Origin of the sequence: Rothia nasimurium, assembly GCF_928391935.1 — a bacterium.
Classification (GTDB): domain Bacteria; phylum Actinomycetota; class Actinomycetes; order Actinomycetales; family Micrococcaceae; genus Rothia; species Rothia nasimurium_D.
This window is the reverse complement of the sequence record NZ_CAKMTD010000009.1, coordinates 1-25,903: the sequence shown is the minus strand read 5'-3', so window position 1 is coordinate 25,903 and position 25,903 is coordinate 1. Positions and strand designations below refer to the sequence as shown.

Below are 25,903 nucleotides of genomic sequence, written 5' to 3'. Positions count from 1 at the left end.
GGGGCTCACTTTTCGGTCGGGGTAGGGGTGGTCTGGTGTGGGGGTAGCAGGGTGAAGCGCAGGCGGGTTCCGGGCGGGGCCTGGGCGAGCAGGCGCAGGTCAGCCGGGTGAACCGTGGCAATCACGGGGTAGCCGCCGGTGACCGGGTGGTCGGCCAGGAAGACCACGGGCTCACCGCTCGGCGGCACCTGGACTGCCCCGGCCACCATGCCTTCGCTGGGCAGCTCCCGGGTCACGGCCCGGGTGAGGACGTCGGTGGGCTGGATGTTAGTGGGCGGGGTGCCTGCGCCCCCGTCGGCTGGGGTATCTGCCAGCAGGAGCCTGACCCCAATGCGGTCACTGGACTGGGAAACCTCCCAGGTCACCTCGGCAAAACGGCCCAGAGACTCGGGCGTAAACCAGTCGTCGCGGGGGCCGGGCAGGGCGCGGACCTCCAGTACTGTGCCCGGCTCAGGTAGCGGCAGGACGGGCGCCGGGTGGGCGACGACGGCCGAGCTGGCCCGGGCCCGCACCAGGCGATCGCCGGGAGCCAGCGGCTTCGGGCCTAGCCCCGCCAGGGTATCGCGGGAGGCGCTGGTGGCCTCATGCGGGGCAGCAAACCCGCCGCGCAGGGCCAGGTAGGACCGCAAGCCCCGGGCCGGTGCCCCCAGGGTCAGGGTCTGCCCGGGCATCAGGGCAAAGGGGGTTGAGGGGCGAACGGCCAGGTTGAGTGGGGGCTCCTGGGCGGGGTCAGTGAGAGTAGCCGGGGTATCTGCCCCGGTCAGGGCCAGCTCAACATCGGCCAGGGCGGTTAGTTTCAGCCCGCCAGCCAGGTTCTCAAGCACGGTATCCTCCGCCGAATTACCGACCAAACGGTTAGCTTCGGCTGCTGCCTCCCGGTCGGCCGGGCCGGAAGGAGAGACACCCCAGTGGGTCAGACCAGCCCGGCCCGAATCCTGGAAGAGGGTCAGCAGGCCGGGGCTGTTAACCTCCAGCACCTGGCAGGGAGCCGGGGCGGGGCCGTCCGCCTGCTCGGAGTCAATCGGGTGCGATCCGACCGGACGCGAACCTGCCTGGGGCTGCTGGGCCGGGGCGGGGGCGTCCTGAACCCCTGCCTGACCTGCAGAAATCAGCTCACGCACTGCCTCAAACTGCACCTGCATACCGGGCTCTAGCAGGGCGGGCGGGTTCTGGCTGAGGTCCCAGAGGGGCGCATTCGTGTGGCCAATGAGTTGCCAACCGCCGGGGGAGGTACGCGGGTAAATACCCGAAAAATCACCGGCCAGACCCACCGCCCCGGCAGGAACCGAAGTGCGCGGGGTAGGGCGGCGCGGAACGTCCAGCACATTATCGTGCCGGTGCAGGTAAAAGAAGCCCGGGGCGAAGCCCGCAAAAGCAACCGACCAGTGGCCGGTCGTGTGGGCGTAAATGACCGCCTGCTCGCTCATGCCCAGGTGGGTGGCGACGTCGGCAAGATCCTGGCCGTCGTAAACGACCGGAATAGTGACGGTGCGGCCATGTGTGCGAACCCCACCGGACGCCTCAGGGAAGTGGGGGGCCTGCAGAAAGGTCGCCGCCAGGGTGGGGTCGTCAAAGCGGACGAGCACGGTTTGGGCCGCCGGGACCAGCTCAGTCTGCCCTGCGGCCGGGTTCTGCTTGAGGTGTTCGTGCAGGTAGAGGGCGTTTTCCAGGGTGCGGCAGTCGACCAGGACGGCGAGGGCACCAAAGGGCTTGGCGGTGTAAATCCTGGTGAGCCCGCGGCCTGGATGTGCGGTGGTCATAGCGCCCCTCTCTGCTAGCTTCTTGGGTGGCGACGGAGCCTCATGTAGCCCGGTGCCGGGCTGGAGCCTGGCATACGCCCTTCCCCCTATGATTGTTCAACAATTTTGGCAGATGTGGCGGGGCGCACGCAAGCTGCGCTCTTGCTATAGCTGTTCCCTTTGGCGAATGTGACTTGTTTTCCCGAGCGGGTGTTGTTCTAACGTCCCTTCGGGAAGATGAGTCACATTCGGTGGTGAAGCCATTTTTGGAATGCTCTGTGCCGGGACAGACGCTGTTCAGCGGCTCTATCTTTGTGGAAAACTTTGACGCACTGACGTCATACTTCTCGCCCTGAGCAAACCTCCGCAGTTAGGCTTCAAAGTTATCCACAGATGGTAGAAAACGGCTAGTAGAAGCGCACTATATAGGGCATTTTTAACCCATGGAACACTTGTTTGAGACTGTCAAAACTTCGGTTGAGCTTAGACACCTGGGTAAGAGCACTTCCGGTGTAAGCCGTGAGTACACCAGGGGAGAACTCTTTAAAATCGGTCATAATGCCTATATAAAGACAGCTTTATGGGACTCACTGAGCAATACCGATAGGTGTCTAGCCGGGCATGTGGCTTTCATGAAAACAAATCGGGGGTATGTGTTGAGCCATGTGTCTGCTGCTCTCTGGTGGGGTGCCCCTGTGCTGCGGTTACCGCACAAAATATGGGTGAGCCATCCGCACGATTCAGTCAAATCTCGGGGGCGGGTGCAGGTCAGCCGCAACCGGCAGAAGGAATGCGACAGTGCAGTGTTCCATCGGGGAGCCCGTGTGACGTCGCCGCTGCAGACGGTTATCGATTGTGCACGGACGCTTCCGATCATTGATGCCCTCTGCATTGCCGATTACTTTTTGCATTGCCGACTGGTGGATTATGAGGTTTTAGCCCAGTGCTTGAGGGAGTTAAGCGGCCGTGGTGTTTGTACTGCGCGTGAGGTGGCTCGTTTGATGAGTGCGAAGGCGGAGTCACCGCTGGAGACTGTTGCTCGGTATTGGATTCTGATGTGGGGTCTTGTGCCGCCTGCGGAGCAGGTGCCTTTATGGGTTGGTGGAAGAACTTTGAGACCTGACTTTTTGTGGGAGAAAGAGCGGGTCATTTTGGAAGTTGATGGCAAGGTCAAGTATGCGGGTACTTTTGGTGAGGCTGTAGAGGACGTGGTCCAGAACGAGCGCCGTCGTCAGCACGAATTAGAGAGCATGGGGTATACCGTGGTGCGTGCTTTATGGGAAGACATTGTGGTGCACCCTGAGCGTCTGCGTGCAAAGTTGGCGAGGGCTGGAATTTGTGAAGGCCCGCGTCGTCGAATGTGACTTGAATTCCCAGGCGGGCGTTAAAGCAACACCCGCTCGGGAAAACACGTCGCATTCGGCAGGGCAGTGGGGGTAGGACGCCGCCTCCCGCCTACCTAGGCGAAGGCGCGGAGCTGGACCCCGGCGTCCTCAAGGGCTACACGCACCTGGGCGGCAATGGCGACGGCGCCGGGGGTATCACCGTGGACGCAGACGCTAGCGGCCTGCAGGGGAACTACTGAGCCGTCTACTGCCACGACCTCCCCGTCCACGGCCATGCGGACGACGCGCTCGGCCACCGCCTGTGGATCATGGATGACGGCGCCGGGTTCACGCCGGGAGACTAGGGTGCCTTCGGGGGTGTAGCCGCGGTCGGCAAAAGCCTCGTAGAAGACGGGGACGCCCAGGGCGTCGGCGGCGCGGGCTACCTCCGAGCCGGGTAGGCAGAGAATCGGCAGATCCCCCAGCTCATGCAGGGCTTGGGCCACTGCCTGGGCCTGTACGGTATGGTGGACGATCGCGTTATAGAGCCCGCCGTGGGGCTTGCAGTAGCGTACCTCGGTGCCCTCAATGCGGGCGATGGCTTGCAGGGCCCCGGCCTGGTAAATCACCGAGTCGGTGAGTTCGGTGGCGGTCATGTCCATGAAGCGGCGGCCGAAGCCACCCAGGTCGGGGTAGGAAACGTGGGCGCCGACGGTGACGCCGTTCTCGCGGGCAGCCCGCACCGTCGACCGCGCCACTGACGGGTCACCGGCGTGGAAGCCGCAGGCAATGTTGGCTGACGAGACGATCTGCATCATTGCAGCGTCGTCGCCCATGGTCCAGGAGCCAAAGGACTCCCCAGAATCAGAATTGAGGTCAAGTACGCGTGTAGTCATAGCACCAGGGTACCCGCACAGACCCACAGCTTACGCATAGCTTGGCATAGGTAGCCGCAAAGGTAGGCGGACCATACTGGATATATCAGCCGCTGGGATAGCTACCCAGAGCTGATGAAGCCGCCCGTGAGGGCCGCACCAAACAATGTATGTGATTGAGAAACGCGAGCCAAAGGGCTCGCTTTTCTCAGTTTAAGGGGTAGGACGCATTTGCCTGGTGTGTTCTGGCGGAGCGATGGGGGCTAGAATTGCTGAGGTCTACAAAGGAGTGCGCATGACATACGCTACCGACCCCCGCAGGGTCACTCTCTACACTTGGATTATCTCGGTGGGCGGCTTTCTCTTCGGCTATGACACCGGAATTATTAACGGCGCCCTTCCCTTCTTGCAGCAGGACTTTACTCTGTCACCTGCGGCGGAGGGGGTGGCGACGTCCGCGTTGACCCTGGGTGCGGCTTTTGGTGCGCTCCTTGCCGGGCAGCTGATTGACCGGTTCGGACGCCGTCGCGTGCTCTTCGTGCTGGCTTTGGTTTTTGCGGCCAGCTCCCTGGGGCTTACCGCTGCCCCTAACCTGGGCATTTTTATTGTCTTCCGTGTGCTGGTGGGTTTAGCGGTTGGTGCTGCCTCGGCGGTTGTGCCGATTTATCTGGCGGAGATTTCTCCTGCTAACCGTCGCGGGGCGATTGTCACCCGCAACCAGTTCATGATTGTTTTTGGTCAGCTCACCGCCTACGTGGTCAATGCGATGATTGGCAATATTTTTGCTCATCAGGTGATGATTTGGCGGGTTATGTTCGCTATCTCGATTATTCCTGCGCTGGTGCTTTTTGTGGGTATGTTCTTGGTGCCCGAGTCGCCGGGCTACAAGCGGGAAGCTGCTGCCGAGCGTGGTGCCCTGAAGCTGCTCTGGCGCGACCCGGCCCTTCGCACCACCCTGCTGCTGGCTGCGGCTATTGGTATCGTGCAGCAGGCAACCGGCGTCAATGCCCTGATGTACTACGGCACCCAGGTGCTGCGCGAGGCGGGTTTTTCTACCGATGCTGCTCTGACCGCCAATATTTCAAACGGTGTGCTGTCGGTGCTGGGGGCTGCCGTGGGCCTCTGGTTTGTAGGACGCTTCCCTCGTCGCCTGGTGCTGACCGTCGGCTTGGTGGGCACCACCTTCTCCCTGGCTATGCTGGCGATAACGTCACAGGTGCTTGATGCCGCCGCCCGCCCCTGGGCTACCCTCCTTATCTCTATCATTTTCTTGGTTTTCCAGCAGGGTGCTGTATCTCCGGTGACCTGGGTGTTGATGAGTGAAGTCTTCCCGGCCCGCGTGCGTGGTGCTGGCATGGGTGTAGCTACCTTTGTCTCCTGGATCGCTAACTTTACGGTTTCCCTGTTCTTTCCGCAGATGGTGGCCGCCCTTGGCTTGGGTATGACGTTTGCGGTCTTTGCCGTCATCGGCGTCGGCTTGATTACCTTCACACGCGCTGCGGTACCTGAAACCGCCTGCCGTGATATGGACTAGCCGCCCGGCGTCCGTCCACCCTACTACTCTAAGGAACCCCTATGGCTCGCCCCGACTACGGTATTGGCCCTCTGGCCCACGCCCTGGCTACCGATTTCGGCTATGACTTTGAGTACGACGCCCCGGCTGAGGTTGATGGCCTGTGGCTGGAGACCGCCGAACTTGAGAAGACCTACATCGATCTGACCGGCCGCGTCTTTACTCTGCTCCTCAACATTTTTTATATCGGGGACGAACGCCGCTACGGCTTCGCCCTCTTTGAGCTTGAGGACGCCGCGGAGCCGGGCTCTGAGACCGGTGCGGACGCCGGTGAGCAGTTGGTGCTGCAGGAGGACGGCTTGGCGAGTGCGGCTGATTTGAAGGCCCGGGTAGCTGATGTGCTGGCTGATTCTGCCCAGCTGCTGGCCGAGCAGGACGCCTACGACCTGGGTGAGGCCATTCGGACTGTTGATGCTACCTATACTCCGGAGCAGCAGGCGGCTATTCTTGAGGCTTCGCAGGTGCAGAAGGGGAAGTCTTTCTTCGCATAGGGTTTCCCCCGCCCGTGAGGGCCGCGAGAAATGTGTGTGTGTTTGAGAAAAGCGAGCCGACTGGCTCGCTTTCTCTTGTTAAAGTTTGGGCCTACACAACAGGTTCCGTGGCTCCATTGGAAAACTGGGTGGTTTGTGGGGTGGGTGTGGGGAGCGGTGGCTAATCTGTCAAAATATTCCACCTTTGTGAAATTTTGACAGATTAGTCAGTCTGTTAATCTGTCAAAATTTCCCAGGTTGACGAAATTTTGATAGATTAGATACCCCTTCAATCTATCAAAATTCTTATAAGTAGGCTTAAACTGATAGAAACTTGAGAACCTTACACGGAGGCAGGCATGAAACACTCAGCCCGTATTCAGCTAGAGGAAGCTGTCGAAGGTATCTTTGCATCTTACCAGCAGGGGTATCTAACAAAGACCCGGGAGAGCCAGACTATTGATTTCAAGGAAGAAGCAGGACGCCGTAATGGCCGAGAAATACTTCCAGGTAATGCTGAGAACCCTGAGGCAGCAACAAAGTTAGCTGATGAAGTGGCCTGTCTTGCAAATTCACCTGGTGGTGGTGCACTCATACTGGGGGTGGAAGATGGAACTGGCAAGCTAATTGGCACTGAACTTGATGTTGATTGGTTGCGTCAGCGCATCAACAATGCGGTTCAGGTAGCTCCGGATATCGTTGTGCATACTATTTCTGGTATTCGTTTGCTTGTTATATATGTTGCTCAGGCGCGTGAGCCTGTTGCGGATACCAGAGATAGACTCCGTTGGAGGGTGGGCGACAGTTGTAGCCCCATCGATCGTGCGGAATGGTGGCAGTATATTGATTCCACACGAACTGTAGATACCATGGCAGAGAAAAGCGCAGCTGGCCCTCAGGACGTAGGTACGGGTACAGAGCGTCTTCTAAGGAGTCTTCTGGGCAGCGAAGATGCCGAGAGCCTCGATCAAATTTTGCGGAAGATTGGTGCGCTTCGCTCAGACGGTTATCTCTCGGAGGCTGGTCGACTTTTATTGTGTGCTGCAGAGAGAAGCTATCTTAACTTCACTGCCTTCGATGTGACCGGTGGGTCTATCCTCAATCGAGTTGAGGCACCCCTTGGGTACTCTCTCCTTGAGCAAATCAATTTTATTGAGGAAACCATTAAAAATTTCAATACCCAAACGGAATTGACCGTGGGTCTTATGCGTCAAGGGTATAGACGCATTCCTCAGTCTGCTGTGCGTGAGGCGTTACTTAACGGGGTGGTTCATCGAGATTGGAATAGATCTGAGCCCACGGAGATTCGATGGGTTGACCTTGACTTTTCTTTGCTTGTGAGAAGTCCTGGTGGGTTTTTTGGGTCTGTGAATGCAAGCAATGTTTTGAGTAATCGGGAAGCCCGTTACCCGGCTCTCTCTGACCTATTTCGCGCTATTGGCTTGGTTGAAAAACAGGGCGTGGGCGTGGACCGTATGTACCAGTCCATGATGATGCTGGGTTTGAGGCGCCCTGAGATCTATGACGTTGAAGGCGCATATGTGGAGTGCCTGCTGATTGGCGGGCAGCCCACCATGGCTGTGCTGGAATTATTTGAGTCTATCCTCCCCGAACCGAGACGGTATGACCTTAAGGTGACAATGGTGCTTGACCTGTTGATGCGGCATGCTTTTGTTTCGGTTGCGTCGGTTGCTGAGGCACTTCAGTGTTCTGAAGCAGAGGGGGAGCTGGCATTGAGGGCTACTTTGCAAAGCACCTTTGAAGGGGAACCGTTGATTCAGGCCTACAAGGAGACCTGGATTCTGGGTAAGAAGGTTGGGCGGTTCCTTGCCGGTAACGTAGGAAGAGATTTCTCTCCTCTAGTTCCATACCTATTGAAGGACAGGGGGAAGATGAAGCGAGTTGCCTTGGACTGGCGAGAGAACTTTGGTGCTGTTACATCCGGTGATATGGCCGAAATGTGCCGGGTTGCTGTTGGTACCGCTAAGTCAGTTCTCGAGGAGCTTCGCGAAGAAGGCACCATGGTGCTTGTTGGCCAGGGGCGGACGACGCGTTACGAGTAGTTAGTTTTCTGTTGGGGCCTGTCTGACCCCCCCATGAGTAGAATCGATGCATGACATTTAGCACTGTTGAGCAGCATAATATGGGGCAGCTTCGTTCTCTTTTTTCCGGTTTGAGATTGAATGCGTCGCAGGCGGCTCGGGTTGCTGGTGTGAAACGGCCAGTAATTTCTACTTGGGCTTTACGGCATAACGATTTTCCGCGTTCTGTAGAGCAGGGACTTGCATCACGTGAGACACTCTATGATGCTTTTGATTTTGTTGTATGGGCTTCGAACCGTAAGCAGGCAAAGCGATCTTTTGATGAGATGTTGGTACAGGCTGCTGTTGAGGGTAGCGTGGCACCGGCTCTTGAGAAGAACCTTGAGTTGCAGCATCTCATTCAGTCGTTAGCAACTTTGGTGTTGGTTTTCCGTGTGGTTGAGCCTATCGCAGAGGAACGCCCAGTAGCCCTGCTCCGCCGCTATGCGGAGGCCTCGCCCTTTACTGCGGGGAATATACGGCCTTTTATGCTGAAAGTTGATTCAGAAGATTTAGCTCTTTTGATGTGCCTTGCGTATGCACTGGCTCGGTTCTCTAGAGATGTGTTGGGAGGCGTGCAACTTTTCTCTTCTTTGGTGATGGCTCGCCAGAAGCTGGGCGAGCAGTTTTCTGTTGAGTTGGGTGAATTCTTACGGAGTATCAGTGCACGTTTTGCTGGTGACGTGAGGTTGCATTTTGCTTCTGGTGTGGACTCGGCTTTGACTGTGCAGGCGGCACAGAGTATGGAACTGACCCAGGACACCCGGCGGAATCTGCACCTTTCCAGTACAGGGATAGCTGGGGACAGTGATTTTGCTAGGGTTCTGAATTTTTTGGCAGATGAAGAGCTCCTGCTGGTGCCTGAGAATGGTAGGCCTGGGCGGGAGCCCGCTTTGATTATTGCGGTGTTACCCCTGGCCAAATCTGCGGTTGATGATCTGCAGCAGTGGTCTGAAATTGAGGATCTATTGTTGGACGCTCCCCTTGGCGTTCCTGTTGTGGTGCTGGGGAGGTCTGAGGTTCTGGGTTCGGCTTTCAGAGCGGACGATAATTTACCGCGTCAGGCTGTGCTGGAGGCTGGGCATTTGCTGGCTTTGGTGAATTGTGGTCAGAGGCAGTTAGTGAACGAGTCGGGTGCTCGGCTGATGATAGGTGTTTTTGAGAATCGCAGGAGGGGAGGTTCTGGGCAGAAGCCTCTTGTTGGTTTGATTGATCTTGCTGAAAAGTTCGATGCCTTCCAGGGGGAAGCCCGGGAAGAGGCTCTGCATGATATTGAGTCTTTAGTGGTGGAGAGCCGCCAATCAGCGGTCTGGAGTGTTTCTGGCGAGCATCGCCTAGTGAACGGCGCGCGTGCACGGTGGGAGGACATTAGGGAGTCTGGTTTTGACGCTGTGGCAGAGTTTCAATTACGGGCCTTTGACGTTTCGCAAGTAGTGCCGGATATTGAGCGGGCTGTTGAGTGTGTTAACAGTGCTTCCTACCCTTCGTTTTCTTTGGAATGGCGGGTAGGTTCTGTTTCTGGTGTCTCGCCGAGGACGCTTGGGGGTGCTCGTGAGGACGGTAGGTTGAAGCGTGTTGCTGGCGTGACTGCGCAGAAGCTGGCTGAGCTTGCTGTGGGTTCTTCTGGCGAGGGTACTATTCGGGTTGTTGATGTTGAGGCTATGGAGCATTACAGCCAGATGGGTGTTTTACCTGCTGACTATGATGCTTTGAGTGCAATGGATGTGCTGAATTTGGAGATTGCACAGGATGGTGATCTCTTGGTGTATGAGGGCCCTCAACCGGTTGTTTTTGCGGTTCATGGTGGTCTGATGGTGGCTAAATCTCCGGTTTTTATTGTGAGGCGGAACTTGCCGGGTAGGGTGCAGCCTGATTTTCGTTTGGATGTTTTTGCTGGGTTAGTGCAGGCTGCGCTTGATATTCAGGTGCGGGATGGGGTTTCAAAGGTGAGCTGGCTGAGAGCGCGTATTTCGGATGATCTGTTGAACGCTGTGTTGAGCGATGTATCTAATGAGCAGGTGGATCGGTTGGACCAGCAGTTGAAGAAGGTGCGAGAGCAGAAGCTGTTTTTGCGGGAGCAGTTGCTGGCTTTGGAGTCTCTTGAGAAGGATACTTTTGAGGGATTGGCTGAGGGGTCACTCAAATTTTCATAAAGGATAATTTTTATTGATACGCTTCCGTATCACTGCATGTTGATGCGTAGGTAAATTCGGGGCTGGTAGTCTTGCACCAAAGCTTTTAACGAAAGGTGAAATGTGATGGCTACTGTGAAGAAGGCTAAGTCCTCTGCCTCTACCCCTGAGGAACTGCGCGATATGATGTGGGCTGCCGCCGATAAGTTGCGTGGTTCGATGAACGCGGCGGACTACATGAACTTTGTGCTGGGCCTGATTTTCCTTAAGTACGTGAGCGATAGTTTTGACGCTTGTGCACAGCAGATTAAGCAGGAGCTGATCGATGATGGCTATGAGGGGGAAGCGCTCGACGAAGAGCTAGAGGTCTCCCTTCAGGATCCTGATTCTTTCTATAGTGAGGGTGTCTATTTTGTGCCTGAGAAGGCTCGCTGGGGTTACATCACTAACTTTGCTAAGACTGACAGTATTGGTGAGGTGCTGGATGCGGCCATGCGCGAGATTATGGAGCAGAATGATCGTTTGCGTGGTGCGCTGAGCGAGATTTATAACAAGGAGAATGTGGATCAGCGCCGTCTTGCTGGCTTGATTGATTTGTTCTCTAACGCTGATTTTAAGGGTATTCGTGAGCAGACTGGCCGTTCTTCTCAGGACGTGTTGGGTGAGGTTTACGAGTACTTCTTGGGGAAGTTTGCGGCCAAGCAGGGCCAGCGTGGTGGCGAGTTTTATACTCCGAGGTCTGTGGTGCGAACGTTGGTTGATATTTTGGAGCCGGTGGATGGCAAGCTCTATGACCCCTGCTGTGGTTCAGGTGGCATGTTTGTGCAGTCTGAGAAGTTTGTGGAGCAGCACGGTGCCTACTTTAAGCAGGAGAAGGGCTATGAGCCTGCTCTGATGGTTTATGGTCAGGAGCTTAATGATCAAACCTGGCGCCTTGCGCGTTTGAATCTTGCGATTCACGGTATTTTTGGTGAGTTGGGTGATCGTTGGGCTGATACCTTCACCGAGGATAAGCATGCGGGCACGAATTTTGACTATGTGCTGGCTAACCCGCCTTTTAACTTGAAGGATTGGGACCGTCGTACTGATGATCCGCGCTGGAATTTTGGTGTTCCGCCGGTGCGTAATGCGAATTATGCCTGGTTGCAGCATATTTGGAGCAAGTTGAATGCGGGCGGTTCTGCGGCTGTGGTGCTGGCGAATGGTTCGATGAGCTCTAATACGGGTGGTGAGAATACTATTCGTGAGGAGATGGTGCGGGGGGACGCCGTGGCGGCGATGATTGCCCTGCCTGCCAATCTCTTCTTGGGTACTGCGATTCCGGTGTGTGTGTGGGTTCTTGCCAAGGATAAGGGTGCTGGTAAGCGCGGCAAGAATGACCGCAAGGGCGAGATTTTGATGATTGATGCCCGCGATATGGGCCATATGGTGGACCGGACGACTCGGGTGTTTTCTGATGAGGACGTTGCGAAGATTGCGGGTACTTGGCATCGCTGGCGCGGTACTGATTCGGAGCTGAATACGGGTGAGTACGAGGATGTTGCTGGTTTCACCCGGTCGGTATCTGTGAAGGATGTTGAGGCTGAAGATTGGGCTTTGACTCCGGGACGTTTTGTGGGTTCTGCGGCTGTAGTTGAGGATGGCGAGCCGGTGGAGGTTCGTATTGCTCGTTTGCGTGAGAAGTTGAGTGTGCAATTTGCGGAGTCGCAGCGTCTTGCTGAGGTGGTGCAGAAGAATCTGGCGGGTTTGGATTTGCCGCCGGTGCCTGCTGATAGCGAGGACGATGGGCTGGGGCAGGACGCCGCAGCTGAGGTTGCAGAGGGCGAGGTGAAGTAGGGATGGCGCTGGAGCTGACAGAAGAGCAGGTCAAAGCTGGCTGGACTGTGCAGAAGCTCGGAGATATTGCACGAGTCGTTACTGGCGGAACTCCCTCAAAAAGTAATCCTGAGTATTGGGGAGAGGAGGTTCCTTTCCTTACCCCAAGTGACCAGCAATTTGGTGTTCGTCTTTCTGCTACTGAGCGTTTCCTTTCTGAGGAAGGAGCTGAAGGTTTTGCGAAGAAAATGGTTCCTGCGGGGGCGGCAGCTCTCACCTGTATTGGTGCAACTATCGGGAAGATTTCCTGGATTAAAGAGCCCACTGTAACTAATCAGCAGATTAACAGCGTTATCGCCAAAACAGATACTAATGGTCTATATCTTTACTATAAACTCAGCACTTGTCGCGACGCTCTTATATCGATGGCGTCTGGTAGTGCTACCCCTATTGTGAGTAAAAAGCTTCTAGAAAGCCTTGAGGTTCAGATTCCACCGAGAGTACAGCAAGACAAAATCGCTGAAGTCTTGGGGTCTTTAGATGACAAGATTGAGGCGAATAATGCTTTGCTGAATTCTCTGGATGAGTTGGGCAATGCATTAATCCTTCAGAAAATAAATGATGCTTCTGAGACCTGCCAACTATCTGAGGTTGCCGAAGTTGTGATGGGGCAATCACCGGCTGGTGCAACTCTTAACGAAGACAGCGAAGGTCTGATTTTTTATCAGGGTCGCCGAGATTTTGGTTTTCGTTATCCGACCCCGCGTGTGTTTACTTCTGCTCCGACTCGCGTCGCGGAGCCAGGAGATATCTTGCTGAGTGTTCGAGCTCCTGTTGGAGACTTAAACCGTACTGACGAAGAATGCTGCGTGGGTCGTGGTGTTGCTGCTATTCGAGCTAAGAACGGCAATACTGCCCAGCTGTTCTATCTGTTGAAGAACATACCTAGTCTTTGGTCTCCGTATGAGGGTGAAGGTACAGTATTTAGCTCTATTAACCGCAAGCAGGTGCAAAACCTTCAAGTTCCGGTTTTGGATAACTTTGAGGAGTTCGAGGACATTGAGCAGTTTATTCTTAGTCTGACTCAGGAAAACCTAGCGCTGGCAAAGACCCGAAATCTGTTAATCCGCAAGCTGATTGGATAAAAATGACTAAAAAAATTGTTGAAGAAATCAAACAACTACTGGTGCGAAAACGTGTTAATTTTTTAATTGGTTCAGGAGCCTCACTACCCGCAATAAAATTGATGAGTTCCTTTGAGCTATCAGAAGAAGAAAAGCATGTTACCGGAAAGACCTATAATACTGATGCTTTAAGAGACCATGTAAAAAATGTTTCTTGGATAACTATAAGACCTGAATTATTTACATCTACAGAAGATGAATTTCAGGGTGATATTAGAGAATCAGAAACTTCAGCTGGAAAATATGAAGTTCCTGCAGCTTTGAAAAACAATATTGAATCAGTATCTTCCCACTATGAGGAATTTATTAGTAATGTGGTATCTATATTAAATAAATCTAACTCCAGAAACTCACGCAAAAATATAAATATATTTACTACTAATTATGATTTATTTATTGAAAAAGCTGTAGAATCAAGTATTCATAAGAACCCTAATTTGTTTTTTAACGATGGGGCAAACGGATACTTTGATAGAAAGCTTGATAGTTATAACTTTGACAGAAGTATTTCATATAAAAATCAGTTTGATAGTATAAGTATCAATGAAGAAATACCTTCTATATCTATTCTTAAGCCACATGGGTCTGTGAATTGGGAGTTTGGTAATGGAGCCGAAGACTCAGATATATTTATTAGGAATAAAATCGTCGGTGAGCCTGTGGTAGTACCTCCAGATGGTCATGAAGATGAGAACACCTATGTTCAAAACCATTACTATGAAATGCTTCGAGTTTTTCAGGTGGAACTTTCTAAACCTGAGTCTGTTCTTATTGTTTTTGGTTTTTCGTTTGGTGATAAACATATTGCAAAAATGGTTCAGAGGGCATTGAGTAATCCTCAAATAATGGTTTATGTTTTTAGCTATTCAAATTCTGACAAGCAAAAAATTAAGAATAATCTTAAAGCAAAAGAAGGCGTAAAAAATCTAAAGATTCTTGGGCCGGAAGATATTTTAGATAACCCTAATTCGAGTGATGGTCTAGATTTAGAGCGTCTGAATAACGTCATCTTTAAAATTGGAGATTATCATGTTAGTTGATATTTCAAAGGGCCCCAGGTTGGGTGTTGTTACCGGTGTTGAATCAGACATCGCTACTATCGGTCTTTATAATTTGACAAATGATCCACAAATGATTTGGAACGGTGACATTCTTCCGGGACCAAAAGTGGGTTCTTATGTCACTATTTTTCAATATGATGTAAAAATTATTGCTTCTGTTTTTTCTGAAAAAGTATCAGATCAGCAAAACTCTATTAATAATAAAGAGTTTGATAACAGGTATAATCCAAATAGCATTAATAGGGTTATTCAGCTTAAGACTAAAGGTGTTATTCTCGATGGAAAATTTAGTGTTACAAGTAAATATGTTCCAATGGTTGGCAATGAAGTCCATGCTACTACGCAGCAGGAACTTGATTTAATTTACGGCGTTACATCTTCTGATGAAAAATCTTCATTGGAAATTGGTGAGAGCCTTTTGGAAGGATTGCCGGTAAAGATAGATATCAATAAAATTTTCGCATCTCATATCGGAATTTTTGGAAACACTGGTTCTGGAAAATCGAATACGCTACATTATCTTTATCTGAAGCTTTTAGAAAAATATTCTGTGCTTAAAAAAAGTAGGGTTATTCTTATTGATTTTAATGGTGAATATACTGCTAATAATTCATTTAATGTGGAGGATGGTTCAAAAAATACAGTACAAATTAATTCCTACCATGACTCTGGCGGCAAGGTAGAGGTATCAAGCAATTTTTTCTTTGATTCTACAACATTGATTAAACTTTTTAGTGCTCGTTCTGGAGTTCAGGCTCCATTTTTAGTAAAAACAATAGAGATATTTAATGAAACTGAAGAGTGTCTGAGAATATTAAGAGATATTTCAGATGATGAGAAAACTGGGAGTGAAGAATTTAAAAAAATAGAGTCGTTTATATCTGGTTCTACACGGTATGTTCTTAAAAGTGGAGAAAATAAGCTTGACTTGGTTTCAGAATGGTTTTCTTCTGTTCGGAAGTATTTACCATTTGAAACTGGTCAATTTAATTTTGAAAACCTGAGTTTTAAAGTCAGCTATGGAAATAAAAATTACACCTATCAATTGGAAAGTCTGATTGATACATCCAACCCGAGTTTTTGGGAAGCTACTGGGTTCAATAGATTATCCCAAAAATTAGTGGTAAAATATTTAGAAACTCCAGAACCTCTTGAGAGATTCTTTATGATTGCAGAATTTCAAAAGAGTTACCAGCGATATTTCAAATCAGGAAATCTGGAATTTTTGAATCCTTTATTCTTACGTATGGAATCTACAACAAGAGATTTATCTAAATCTATTAAAATTGTAGATTCTATAGACGAGTCTAATGGTTTATATATAGTATCTCTTAAAAATGCTAATCTTGAGATGAAAAGACTTGTACCTATGTTGCTTTCTCGAATGTACTATCAGATGCAGAAAGATAGATGTTCAAGTCATGATTCCTCAACACATCTCATTATAGATGAGGCTCATAATATTTTAAGTTCTGCTGACTCTGGTTCTGGTGATGCACTTCAGGATTACAGGTTGTATGTCTTTGAAGAGATTATAAAGGAAGGGCGAAAATTCGGTTTCTTTATAACTCTGGCTTCACAGCGGCCTTTTGATATTTCGACAACTATTATTAGCCAGCTACATAATAATTTTATTCACCGGTTAGTGAATGATAAAGATTTGCAGGCTATACAAAATTCTGTTCCAACTATGGATAGGGGTGCTTTTGCAAAGATACCTTCCTTGGGTAAGGGTGAGGTCTTAATTGCTGGTAACGGTATTCCTGTTCCTGTGTTTGTGAAAATTCCACATAGCGAAATTCGTCCAGAATCTGATGATTTATGTCTGGTTCAGGTTGAGGAAGGCGGTAGCTATATTTGGAGCCTCAAGAGTGAAGGCGAAACCTTTGACTTTGACTTTGACTGATGAGGATCACTATAAGACAGTGTGCTCCTGATTTTTCAGGAGCATATTGTTCAAATCAGGGAATTTTTGTTCATGATGAGTATTTCATCTGAGATATCTAACTTTTTGGCTAGCCACCCCCTGATAACAGCTAGCCCCTGCTCAGCTCTGCGGTGAGCTTCTAGCCCATCAGGTAGGGGGTTGTCTGCATGCTTACAGCCTATGTAGGTTTCGTTAAAAGCTTCAGCCCAATCCTTCGCTGTCCGTTCGCTAGAAATATCGAGGTCAGAGAACGGCAACTTTTCAGCAACACGCCTAAAGTACCCACTGGCACTTGGTCTCCTGCCTGCCGGCATAACACCGCCGTTCTCTTCATAAAGCCAAATCGCATAGCCCAGCGCCTCAAGAGCAACACCTATCTGTATCAAACGGCTCTCTGCTGCCAGATAGGGCTGAAAAATAGTTTCAACAGCAATCCATGTAGGGCGTGACCACTTCTCAAACTCGTCCAGCCAAGTCGCAACTGCGCCATCAGCAGTATCAGATAACAAAAACAGAGGCTTAGCCTTACTGAAATCTTTACGGGGCTCAACATGCCTAGTACGTCCAAAATTTTTATAGTGCACCTCATGCCACAGATAGACTTCCTCGCTCACGGTGTCCAACTCTGGCTGGTCATCTTTTCTGTAAGCATCCGACAAACTTAGCTCACACGGATAGTTATAAACCAAGCACAGCAAATCCTGCATCATACGATGGACCTGCATATGCTCATTCCAAGTCACCAACTCAGAAGTTTCAGTACGAAGAGCTGTGCGGTTTCTATACACGTACTCCAGCTGGTAAGGATCTAGCTTAGGAGCCGTAAATCCAGTAGTTGCAGATACGTTGAACCTGGTGCCAATATCCACTAAATCTTTCGCCTGAGCCTTCAGACATACAGTAGGAGGTTCTGTACCATCGTCTGACAGAATAAGATTCTGCTCAATTGCCGTAACCTCTGCCCAGCCAGGAAAGCCTTCCAAAGTTGAGGAAACGCCATTGACTTCTTCGTAGCTCAAGTCTGCGGATGTTGCCACCGTTCTGCCAACTGTAAACCTCAGCTCCGTGTTCCGACTACTAAAATTAATCGCACGACCTATGGAGCGCAGCTCAGAAAAAGCGGCTGACAAATCAAGACCTCTAAATTGCAAGAGCTCAGGTGTAGCTACCTCTATACCTTCCCTGACTATAGAAGATAAATCGCCACTTATTTCCAAAATGGTAAGTAGCGCCTTTCCCTCGGTATCAATTTCATAATGCCCGGGAAGCACAACATCAGCTATACCATAGACATGCCCAAAAGCCTGAAAACCAGGTTCTAACTTTCTTTTCACCAAGGGAATCTCCTCAACACGCGGTAGCTGCGTAGGCTACGAATTGATTTGTTATTTATGCACCAAAAGAGCTTCAAAGAAAGAGTAGCTGAGGTTGCCAATGAAAGTATGACTTAATCAATAAGATGAGGGGGTGACCCCCGTCAGTTTGACTGCCACTTAAAGTGGCGTGAGGTGAAAAGGTAGAAGCTATTAACCGTTCGAAGGGTTAGAAGCGGGCTTCGAGAATACGCATCATCGTGAATGTATCAGCGTAATCTACACCGAAAGCACGGCAAACATCTGGAATCAGAATGCGCTTCTTAGACTCAGGGCTCGGCAGTTCATGAGTCAAAACCGTCAAACCATGCGCTGCAGCGTAGGCCACTAGAAAGTAATCAGCAATTCCCAAAAACTCATCTACCGCTGACTGCCTATAACCTTGCTGCTTTACCCAGTCCGCAACCTTACTCATCGCCTGAATGGTTGCACCATCAGCAATATCCCTGAAGAAACGAGAACTGTTCTTTGCCCACTCAGTCAGAGCATCGTTGCCCTCCTTGAGCTCATCCAACACAGGTTTAATACTTACCAGGTTCCCAGCATCAAAATTCCGATCCAGGAACTCCCAGAAGCTCGGCACAAGGTCAAAAGCATAGTAGCGACGGTAAGCCTCAACCAAAATATTGGTATCTACCAGGAACATCACCAAGCACCTACTTCATGAGCAAAGTTCTCAAAAGTACTCGTCTGCTTAATACCTAAGAGTCGGTGAGCATCAGGATACGAAGTTCTACCGCTACGAGCGTCACGATAAACAGCGCGCGCAAAACGTGGTCCCACTACAAAAGGGTGCAACTCATAAAACTTGCCACCAGAAGACCTCTTCTCGGTATTCTGCCGCAGAACCTCGAAAGCCCGAGCCTCAAACTCAGGGTAAGCCACAGGCAACACCGCATCCTCACTCAAGGAGAGCGGAGCAAGCCTGCTCACCTCACCTGCGGGCATGAGAAAGGCCGACGCAAACTCATCACACCAGCGCTCAGAACGATTCGAGCTTCCGCTCTCTTCGGCATCATCAGACACACCAGACTGACCCAGAACCAAATGCCCCACTTCATGGAACATCGTGAAAACCTGAGCAGCATGAGACTCTTTGCCATTCACAAAAATAAGCGGAGCGTACTCATCAGAAAGAGAAAAGCCACTGAACTCTTGGGGATCAAAAGGCCTACGGGTGGAGCCAAAATAGCCAGCCACGCTTACAAGAACACCCTGATTCTCAAGGAAAGTAAAAACCTCCTTGCGAGACTCAACATAGCTCTGTGCCTTGCTGGCAGTAGAAAAATTCCACTGCTCACGTAAACGCATTGCCACAGTCTCAGGTGCGTCACTTAAGCTGGCACTACCAACCCAATCCACAATGTCCAGACCCTGATCGAGCGCATAATCGCGGAACCAAACCTGCTTACGCTGCTGTGCGTAAATCTCATCGGTTAGTTCCTGAGAATAACGGCTACTGCGCCCATCACGCCTGCGAAAATCAGGCAGAGGCTTCTCAAGTGCTGGTGGCTCACTCATCATCAAGTAGCCAAAGGGAACATGAGTGCTCTTCGCAAAATCCTGTAGCTGCTTTAAAGTCGGCTGCAATGAGCCTTCAAGCCAACCCACCACCTTGTCGCCCAGTCGCAAATCACCAGGCTCAACACTAGCTTGTTCCAAAGCCCAAGAAATCAAAGCGGGTTTCACCGGGACCCGAACGCTCACACTGCACCCCCTCACAAAAACTGCTTCAGAAAACGCCCCCTATAGACATGACCGAGGTAGCTTGAGACTAGACCTCTTAGCGGTATGAGGGGACTGTACTCTCTAAATTTAATCTATTGATGTAAACCCGCGCTACACAAAAGTGAAGAAAAGCATGGCATGTTCCCGGCGCCGGTTCTATAGAGATAAGCCACCTGCGGTTCCAACGCTAGCTGAACCATAGCGCGATGAATACCTCGCACTGGGCACGACTGAGAGTTCAGAACACGCTCCTTGGCAAGCGGTTGGAAGCCCAAAAGATTGTACAGTGAGTGTGCAAAAGATTGTACAGTCACTGTACAATCTTTCAGTTTATTGCTGCTGGAAGGGGGTGCAGCGGGTGCCCGCCCAAACATCAAGGGAGCATCTAATACGCCCCATTATCACTGTCACACTTCTCCCAGTCGTTTCCGAAGAAGCCAACCCCTCAGATAAGGCACTCGCCTTCAAGTACTTGAGTCTGGGGCACTTCAAAGACCTACTCGGTGAATACCGAACCTCAGCAACACACTATGAGCGAGCCGCAGAACTCTCCCTCGTCTACGACAGGGTAGCGGTAGCGTCCAGCTCTAATTTCAGCGCCGGCAAAGTGCTCTACCTCTCTAAGAGCCCCGCGGTTCATTTTAAGGCTCTGACCCTGCTCAACCTCGCAAAAAACCTTGGCCAGACGGTCCGGTGACACCAATAATAGAAGAGCGTCCAGAAAGCCACCAAATCCTCGAGACACTCATCAAGGAACCTGCCGAGTCTCTAGCGTAGTTCCTAGTCGGACTGCTCATCTTTAGCTTCCTCTCGAGTGGTGCTGATTGCCTGTATTTTCCTTATCTCAGCCAGCGTGGGTTCCAAGGCATCTCGCAGTATTTTTTGAACCTCTTCCCTAAGCGGGGCAAAGCTACTTGAGATAGTCGTCTGAACACTAGGTAAGAAATCAAGCTCTCGCAAAGTATTGCTTATCTGTTCTTGAAAGGGTGTAAGCCACTCATAATCAGTCGCGCTATTGATGGCAGCGCGGTACGCTATCCGGTCGTCCAGCGAAACACCTTGAATATCTGATAGCTGATTGAAAATCTTCTCTCCAGTTAGACCATAGACCTTCTGGTACTTGGCGCTTTCTCCCTTGATTCTCTTCCAATCAACGCTCTTCTTCTTGCGCGTTGCATCGGCAAGAAAGTCACTGATATGCTCAATCTCCTCGCCATCAGCCAGCAAATCTAGAGCAGTGCGGGTTACTGAAGTTACCTTCAGTCCTTCAACTACCTCAACATCTGATGAGGGAAGAACTCGCTTCCTAATGTGTACATCTTCAGCCCTCGACTGCTTGCGAATGGGCACAAAAAACTCATGGGAATAAGTCATGAAATTGCCAAGACCATGAAGGTAAGCGGCTGACGTTGTCGCCACTACCGCGCATTGATCATCCCGCAGCCTCTCAGCAACCGTTTTGCTGGGATCAAGCGAAAGCCACGCAGCCCGTAGCTCCTCATTGGCATCAGGCGCAAAAATATCAAACGCATAAACACCCCGACGCACCAGCCGAAGCTCATTCTTCTGAAGCATGCTGTGAAGCTTTGAGCGACCAACTTCAAGCTTGGTTGCCTGTGCCGTAGTAAAAAGACCAAACTGGTTACTCGCCAGACCGCGAAGATCATCAAAAGACATACTTCAATTGTTGCATATATAGAAACAAATGAAGTAGAAAATGCTTAGCTACTACTTCAATTGTTCCGAAAAGCAGAACAATTGAAGTAGAAGAAGATGGCGAAGCTAGCTAGAAATCTCAAGAATCACCCAGCTGATACGCCCCATTATCACTGCCATACTTCTCCCAACCGTTTCCCCTGCATAAGCTAAGAACAGATAAGACCCCCTAGCAAAGGAACAGCACCATGGCATTCATCGACGAATCGGAATGGGAAAGCTTCGCCCTCGAAATCCTTGGCGAACTCAGCTGGCAACCCCTCAAGGGCGCACAAATCGCCCCTAACGCCAGAGGCGAGGACGACATCAACGGCAAGCTCCCCTACGAGCACCTCCGCGAGAAAAACGACGCCCTCGAAATCCCCGGCATGCTCCGCGAAGCCATCGCCCGCCTCAACCCCGAACTCACCCCAGAAGACGTACGAACCGTCGCCGAAAACGTCCTCACCGCCGCGTCAGCTGACCCCAAAGCCGAAAACCGCGAAGCCCACAAATACATCACCGCAGGCTACAAAGGCCTCACCATCAAACGCCACGACGGCAGCGAATACAACCCCACCGTACGCATCATCAGCCGCAACCCCGACGAAAACCGCTGGCTCGCCGTCCAACAAGTCACCCTCAAAACCCTCGACAAAAAACGCCGCTTCGACATCGTGCTCTACTGCAACGGCCTACCCGTCGGCATCATCGAACTCAAACGCGCAGGCGACCCCAACGCAGACCTCCGCGGCGCCCACAACCAAATCAACCAATACCTGCACGACTTCCCCCTAGCCTTCCGTTACAACGTCCTCACCATCATCAGCGACGGCATCACCGCCCGCTACGGAACCCCCTTCACCCCCTACACTCACATGTCCGTCTGGAACGTGGACGACGACGGAAAACTCATCGACTTCACCGCAGAAGCACCAGACCTCTCAGACTACGAATCCCAAACCGCCCTCGAGGCCCTCCTCTTCGGTGTTGCCAACCAAGAACGCTTCCTTGACCTGCTCAACAACTACATTGTGTTCACCAGCGTTCCCAACGAACAGGGTGGCGTCCAAACCACCAAAATCATCGCCAAACCCCACCAATACTTCGCCGTAAGCCGCGCTGTCACCGAAACCATGCGAGCAGTCACCGGCAACCGCCAAATCGGCGTTGTCTGGCATACCCAGGGATCAGGTAAATCCCTTGAAATGGTCTTCTATGACAACATCGTCATGCGCCACCAACACCTCAACAACCCCACCACCATCGTCGTTACCGACCGCACCGATCTCGACGACCAGCTTTTTAATACCTTCTCATCCACCCTAGATTTCTTGCCAGAAACCCCCTATGAAATTGAAAGTATCGCTGAACTCCGCAGCGAACTGCAGGGACGTCAGCAGGGTGGCATCTACTTCACCACCCTCCAAAAATTCGCCAAAACCAAAGACGAAAAAGACGCCGGTCTCAGCCACCAAATGCTCTCAGACCGCTCAAACATCATCATCATGGTGGACGAAGCACACCGCTCCCACTACGACAATCTCGACGGTTTTGCCCGCAACATCCGCGACGCGCTACCCAAAGCCAGCTTCATCGCCTTCACCGGCACCCCCATCGAAAAGCTAGAAACCAACACCCAAGCAGTCTTTGGTGACTACATCGATATCTACGACCTCACCCGCGCGGTCAAAGACGGTGCCACCGTACCCGTCAAATACGAGTCCCGCTATATCCCCCTCGAACTGCCAGACGGCGAAACCATCGAAAACATCAACGATGTTGCCGAGCGCATGACTGAAGAACTCGACGAAGCAGAGCGCAGGAAGACCGAACAGGCGGTGCTCCGCATGAACACCATGTACGGTTCACCAAACCGCCTCAAGAAACTAGCTGCCGACCTCGTAGAACACTGGGAAACCCGCAGTGGTTCCATGAAGCAGCTCATCGGAGTACCCGGTAAAGGCATGATCGTTGGTGTGACTAGGCAGGTTTGTGCTGACCTCTATGACCACATCATTGAGCTCCGCCCAGACTGGGCGGGAACCGGTATCAACGACGGAAAAATCCAGGTGCTCTACACCGGATCCGCCTCAGACGAAGAAGAGATTGCCCGATTTGCCCGTAACGGCCAGGCGTCAAAGACGCTCCAGGCCCGTCTGAAGAATCCCAATGACCCGCTCGAGCTCATCATCGTGCAGTCAATGCTCCTCACAGGGTTTGACGCACCAGCACTCCACACCATGTACCTTGACCGCCCTCTCAAGGGCGCCCTGCTCATGCAGGCCCTTGCCCGCGTCAACCGAACCTACAAAGAAAAACAGGAAGCCCTGCTCGTTGGTTACGCGCCCATTATCGATAATTTGCGTGAGGCCCTTGGCATCTATGCGAGTAGCCATACTGTAGGTGCACCCGGTGAGCACGATATGCAAACCGCTGCGGAAAACGCTCTCAACCTCATCACCGAAATTGAATACCTGCTGCAACCTGTACAGGGCTGGAAAGAGAAAATTCTCGGTGAAGGTAGCCATCGCCCTAGCCCAGCAGACCGTATTGCAGCCCTGCGCATGGTTATGGGATTCCTGCTCAGCAACCGCCAGGTAACCGAACCCGTCGTTAAGGATTCGGACTCTATTGACGGAGCACCACACCGTCCCCAAAAAACAGAGAAGAGCATCTACAGCAAGTTTGTAGAACGCAGTGCCCAGCTCACTAGGCTGTACAACTTTGTTGCTTCTACCCATGAAAACGACAAAGTCAAAGAACTTAAACAGAAAACGGTCTATGTGCAGTTCTTCGAAGAAGTACGCGTAGCCGCAGCCAAGAACCTAGCCGAAGACCGGGCTAGCCGTGGCCTGCCTGTGCCCGAAGACATCAAGCGCCTGCTAGAAAACTACACCGAAGGACTCATCGAAACCGGTGAAGTGAAAGACCTCCACCAGCTCGCAGGAATTCCCGCCCCTGATCTTAATGAACTCAACTTAGACTTCGCCCGTCAGGCAGCCGAAAATTCCAGTGAACCGTTAGCCCTGGAAGCATTGCGTAAGGCAATGCAACGACAAATGCGAGACACCGTTGGGCACAACCAGACCCGCCAGGCCTACTACGGCGAAAAACTGCAGGACCTCGTCACAAAATACAACAACTCGCAGCTAAGCTTCATCGAAATTATGGAGCACATCATCGAACTGGGTAAAGAGCTTAAGCAAGAAGCAATGCGCGGCGAGGAGCTGGGGCTTACCTACGATGAAATGATTTTCTACGACACCCTCGAAGCTTGCGACCGAGCTGAACTGGAATATTCTGCAGACGCCCTAGCAGATATCGCCCGGGGAATCGCAAAAGCCATCCAGGGCTCGCACCGGGACTGGCTCTCTCAGCCCACTCAGCGTGCCAAACTGCGCAAGGTTGTCAAACGCCTGCTTCGCAAGCACAAGTATCCGCCGGAAGGTCAAGACGAAGCTCGCCGCCGCGTCCTAGAACAAATGGAAATCATCGCGGAGGAAAGAAGCAGAAAGCAGAGCGAATAGACCCTCCCGCCCGTGAGGGCCGCGAGAAATGTGTGTGTGTTTGAGAAAAGCGAGCCGAAGGGGCTCGCTTTCTCTCGTTAAAAGGTGGGGCAAAAATGCCGGCTACTGGTCTTTGAGCAGCTGATAGACAATGGAGTCATCTTTGCGTCCCAGACCCTCACGGCGTCCGCGTACATAAAGTTGTTCGGCAGCAGAGGCTAGGGGAACAGGCTGAGCGACCTGACGGGCCGCATCGGTCACCAGACCCATATCCTTAACGAAAATATCAAGGGCTGAGCGTACATTGTCGAAATCTTCGGTGACCATTCGGGTTCCGCGGTCATTGAACATGAAGGAGTGAGCTGCCCCTGTGTTGAGTACCTGGTGGCACTGCTCAACATCCAGGCCCATGGAATCTGCAAGTGCAAGAGCTTCACCAGCTGCAGCGATAGATCCACCGGATTTCTCTCGAACCAAAGCAATTGTTGATCCCCCGAAGCCGCTGCCGGTCATACGAGCCCCCAGGACGCCCCGCCCCGGCTTGGCCCCAACCCCCGGCACCGGGGGGTGGGACGGGCGTCCTGACCCTGATAATGTGGTGCCAAGCACAAACTAAACCTAGGAGGTTGCCATGACTGATCCCCGTACCCCCGGCCCTGTCCCCGCAGGGCCCCTGGAGGCTACCCGTCGCATGTTCGCCCAGACCTTTGACTACTCCGGACGGGCCTCCCGCAGCGAGTTCTGGTGGCCCACCCTCATCTTCGGCGCGGCCGCTGTGGCCTGCGACCTCGCCGCCCGCCACTACGACAAGGCAAAACACCCCGAGGCCTACACCCGCCCCGGCAAACTCATGACCATCTACCCCCTGGTAGACTCCCCCCAACCCGGGGAAGAAGAAACCCCAGAACAAAAAGCGGCCCGCAAGAAGCACCTGAAACGCGCTGAACTCACTGCCCTCGCCGCGTCAGCACCCCTCATGCTGGCAGTCAGCGCCCCCAGCATGTCCCTGTGGGTGCGTCGCATGCACGACATCAACCTCTCCGGCCACTGGCTCTGGCTCAACGCCGTCCCCGTCCTCGGTGGCGTCGGAACCCTGGCCGCCTGCGTCCTGCCCTCAAACCCCAAGGGGGCCCGCTTCGACCGCTAGGGAGCCCACCCCGCCAAGTGCCCACCTCTCTTTCGAACGCCCGTACAATGTGCAGATTTTCGAAAGAAAGGTGGGCGCTCGAACTTAAGGGGGAGGCATGCTCATACCCTGGTATGAATTTGTCAGAATTTGCCCACCCAATCGGCTCCAAATGGGGTCTTTATCACTACACTGGTGGATAACATACATCACATTTCCCCTGTGAAAGGTATAGCCATGAGCGAGAACCCCCCCCACCCCCCCCCCCCCCCCAGCCCCCCCCCCCCCCC

At 52.1% G+C, this 25,903-nt stretch carries 19 protein-coding genes; 12 read left to right on the top strand and 7 right to left on the bottom strand.

What is annotated here, in order from left to right:
- Positions 1-5 precede the first annotated feature (5 nt).
- Positions 6-1,760 carry an urea amidolyase family protein gene (locus L7A15_RS08935; protein WP_237208444.1) on the bottom strand — a complete coding sequence of 585 codons (1,755 nt, stop codon included), beginning with the start codon at positions 1,758-1,760 and terminating at the stop codon, positions 6-8.
- 803 nt (positions 1,761-2,563) lie between these two features.
- Here L7A15_RS08935 and L7A15_RS08930 point away from each other — a divergent pair.
- Positions 2,564-3,103 (top strand): DUF559 domain-containing protein, encoded by a 540-nt coding sequence (locus L7A15_RS08930; RefSeq protein WP_237208445.1) that lies wholly within the window; start codon positions 2,564-2,566, stop codon positions 3,101-3,103.
- A gap of 95 nt (positions 3,104-3,198) precedes the next feature.
- Here the strand turns inward: L7A15_RS08930 and L7A15_RS08925 are convergent, their stop codons facing one another.
- Positions 3,199-3,960 carry a LamB/YcsF family protein gene (locus L7A15_RS08925; RefSeq protein WP_237208446.1) on the bottom strand — a complete coding sequence of 254 codons (762 nt, stop codon included), beginning with the start codon at positions 3,958-3,960 and terminating at the stop codon, positions 3,199-3,201.
- A 274-nt stretch (positions 3,961-4,234) separates the two neighbouring features.
- Between L7A15_RS08925 and L7A15_RS08920 the strand changes: the two genes are divergently transcribed.
- The 8 genes from L7A15_RS08920 (at position 4,235) to L7A15_RS08885 (ending at position 16,161) form a co-directional block, all read left to right on the top strand.
- Positions 4,235-5,473 (top strand): MFS transporter, encoded by a 1,239-nt coding sequence (locus L7A15_RS08920; RefSeq protein WP_237208447.1) that lies wholly within the window; start codon positions 4,235-4,237, stop codon positions 5,471-5,473.
- A 41-nt stretch (positions 5,474-5,514) separates the two neighbouring features.
- Positions 5,515-6,003, top strand: coding sequence for a hypothetical protein (locus L7A15_RS08915; RefSeq protein ID WP_237208448.1), 489 nt, complete (start codon positions 5,515-5,517; stop codon positions 6,001-6,003).
- 338 nt (positions 6,004-6,341) lie between these two features.
- Entirely contained in the window at positions 6,342-8,045 is a 1,704-nt protein-coding gene (locus tag L7A15_RS08910; RefSeq protein WP_237208449.1) for a DUF5635 domain-containing protein, read from the top strand.
- 50 nt (positions 8,046-8,095) lie between these two features.
- A complete protein-coding gene (locus tag L7A15_RS08905; RefSeq protein WP_237212437.1) occupies positions 8,096-10,216 on the top strand; it encodes a hypothetical protein in 2,121 nt (706 codons plus the stop codon).
- Positions 10,217-10,321: 105 nt separating this feature from the next.
- Positions 10,322-12,031: a type I restriction-modification system subunit M gene (locus tag L7A15_RS08900; protein WP_237208451.1), complete on the top strand. Its 1,710-nt coding sequence runs from the start codon at positions 10,322-10,324 to the stop codon at positions 12,029-12,031.
- Between the two features lie 2 nt (positions 12,032-12,033).
- Positions 12,034-13,155, top strand: a complete 1,122-nt coding sequence (locus L7A15_RS08895) for a restriction endonuclease subunit S (RefSeq protein ID WP_237208452.1) — start codon at positions 12,034-12,036, stop codon at positions 13,153-13,155.
- A 2-nt stretch (positions 13,156-13,157) separates the two neighbouring features.
- Complete coding sequence (locus L7A15_RS08890; protein WP_237208453.1) at positions 13,158-14,234, top strand: SIR2 family protein; 1,077 nt, start codon at positions 13,158-13,160, stop codon at positions 14,232-14,234.
- Positions 14,224-16,161 (top strand): ATP-binding protein, encoded by a 1,938-nt coding sequence (locus L7A15_RS08885; RefSeq protein ID WP_237208454.1) that lies wholly within the window; start codon positions 14,224-14,226, stop codon positions 16,159-16,161. Before L7A15_RS08890 ends, L7A15_RS08885 begins: the two co-directional genes overlap by 11 nt.
- A 50-nt stretch (positions 16,162-16,211) precedes the next feature.
- On the opposite strand, the gene L7A15_RS08880 is transcribed toward L7A15_RS08885, so the two are convergent.
- The 3 genes from L7A15_RS08880 to L7A15_RS08870 all read right to left on the bottom strand — a co-directional run bounded on the left by L7A15_RS08880 (position 16,212) and on the right by L7A15_RS08870 (position 19,262).
- Positions 16,212-17,516: a hypothetical protein gene (locus L7A15_RS08880; protein ID WP_237208455.1), complete on the bottom strand. Its 1,305-nt coding sequence runs from the start codon at positions 17,514-17,516 to the stop codon at positions 16,212-16,214.
- A gap of 208 nt (positions 17,517-17,724) precedes the next feature.
- Positions 17,725-18,201: a DUF4411 family protein gene (locus L7A15_RS08875; RefSeq protein ID WP_237208456.1), complete on the bottom strand. Its 477-nt coding sequence runs from the start codon at positions 18,199-18,201 to the stop codon at positions 17,725-17,727.
- Complete coding sequence (locus tag L7A15_RS08870; RefSeq protein ID WP_237208457.1) at positions 18,201-19,262, bottom strand: ImmA/IrrE family metallo-endopeptidase; 1,062 nt, start codon at positions 19,260-19,262, stop codon at positions 18,201-18,203. The genes L7A15_RS08875 and L7A15_RS08870 overlap by 1 nt, the downstream gene beginning before the upstream one ends.
- Positions 19,263-19,575: 313 nt before the next feature.
- On the opposite strand from L7A15_RS08870, the gene L7A15_RS08865 reads away from it, so the two are divergent.
- Positions 19,576-19,980 (top strand): hypothetical protein, encoded by a 405-nt coding sequence (locus tag L7A15_RS08865; protein ID WP_237208458.1) that lies wholly within the window; start codon positions 19,576-19,578, stop codon positions 19,978-19,980.
- A gap of 83 nt (positions 19,981-20,063) precedes the next feature.
- On the opposite strand, the gene L7A15_RS08860 is transcribed toward L7A15_RS08865, so the two are convergent.
- The gene (locus tag L7A15_RS08860; protein ID WP_237208459.1) at positions 20,064-20,960 is read right to left on the bottom strand and encodes a type IV toxin-antitoxin system AbiEi family antitoxin domain-containing protein; all 897 of its coding nucleotides are present in this window, start codon (positions 20,958-20,960) and stop codon (positions 20,064-20,066) included.
- Positions 20,961-21,187: 227 nt separating this feature from the next.
- Here L7A15_RS08860 and L7A15_RS08855 point away from each other — a divergent pair, with 227 nt between their 5' ends.
- Positions 21,188-24,508, top strand: coding sequence for a type I restriction endonuclease subunit R (locus L7A15_RS08855; RefSeq protein WP_237208460.1), 3,321 nt, complete (start codon positions 21,188-21,190; stop codon positions 24,506-24,508).
- 102 nt (positions 24,509-24,610) lie between these two features.
- On the opposite strand, the gene L7A15_RS08850 is transcribed toward L7A15_RS08855, so the two are convergent.
- Positions 24,611-25,048 carry an NAD-binding protein gene (locus L7A15_RS08850; RefSeq protein ID WP_272879182.1) on the bottom strand — a complete coding sequence of 146 codons (438 nt, stop codon included), beginning with the start codon at positions 25,046-25,048 and terminating at the stop codon, positions 24,611-24,613.
- 70 nt (positions 25,049-25,118) lie between these two features.
- On the opposite strand from L7A15_RS08850, the gene L7A15_RS08845 reads away from it, so the two are divergent.
- Positions 25,119-25,634 carry a DUF805 domain-containing protein gene (locus tag L7A15_RS08845; protein ID WP_237208462.1) on the top strand — a complete coding sequence of 172 codons (516 nt, stop codon included), beginning with the start codon at positions 25,119-25,121 and terminating at the stop codon, positions 25,632-25,634.
- Positions 25,635-25,903 lie beyond the last annotated feature (269 nt).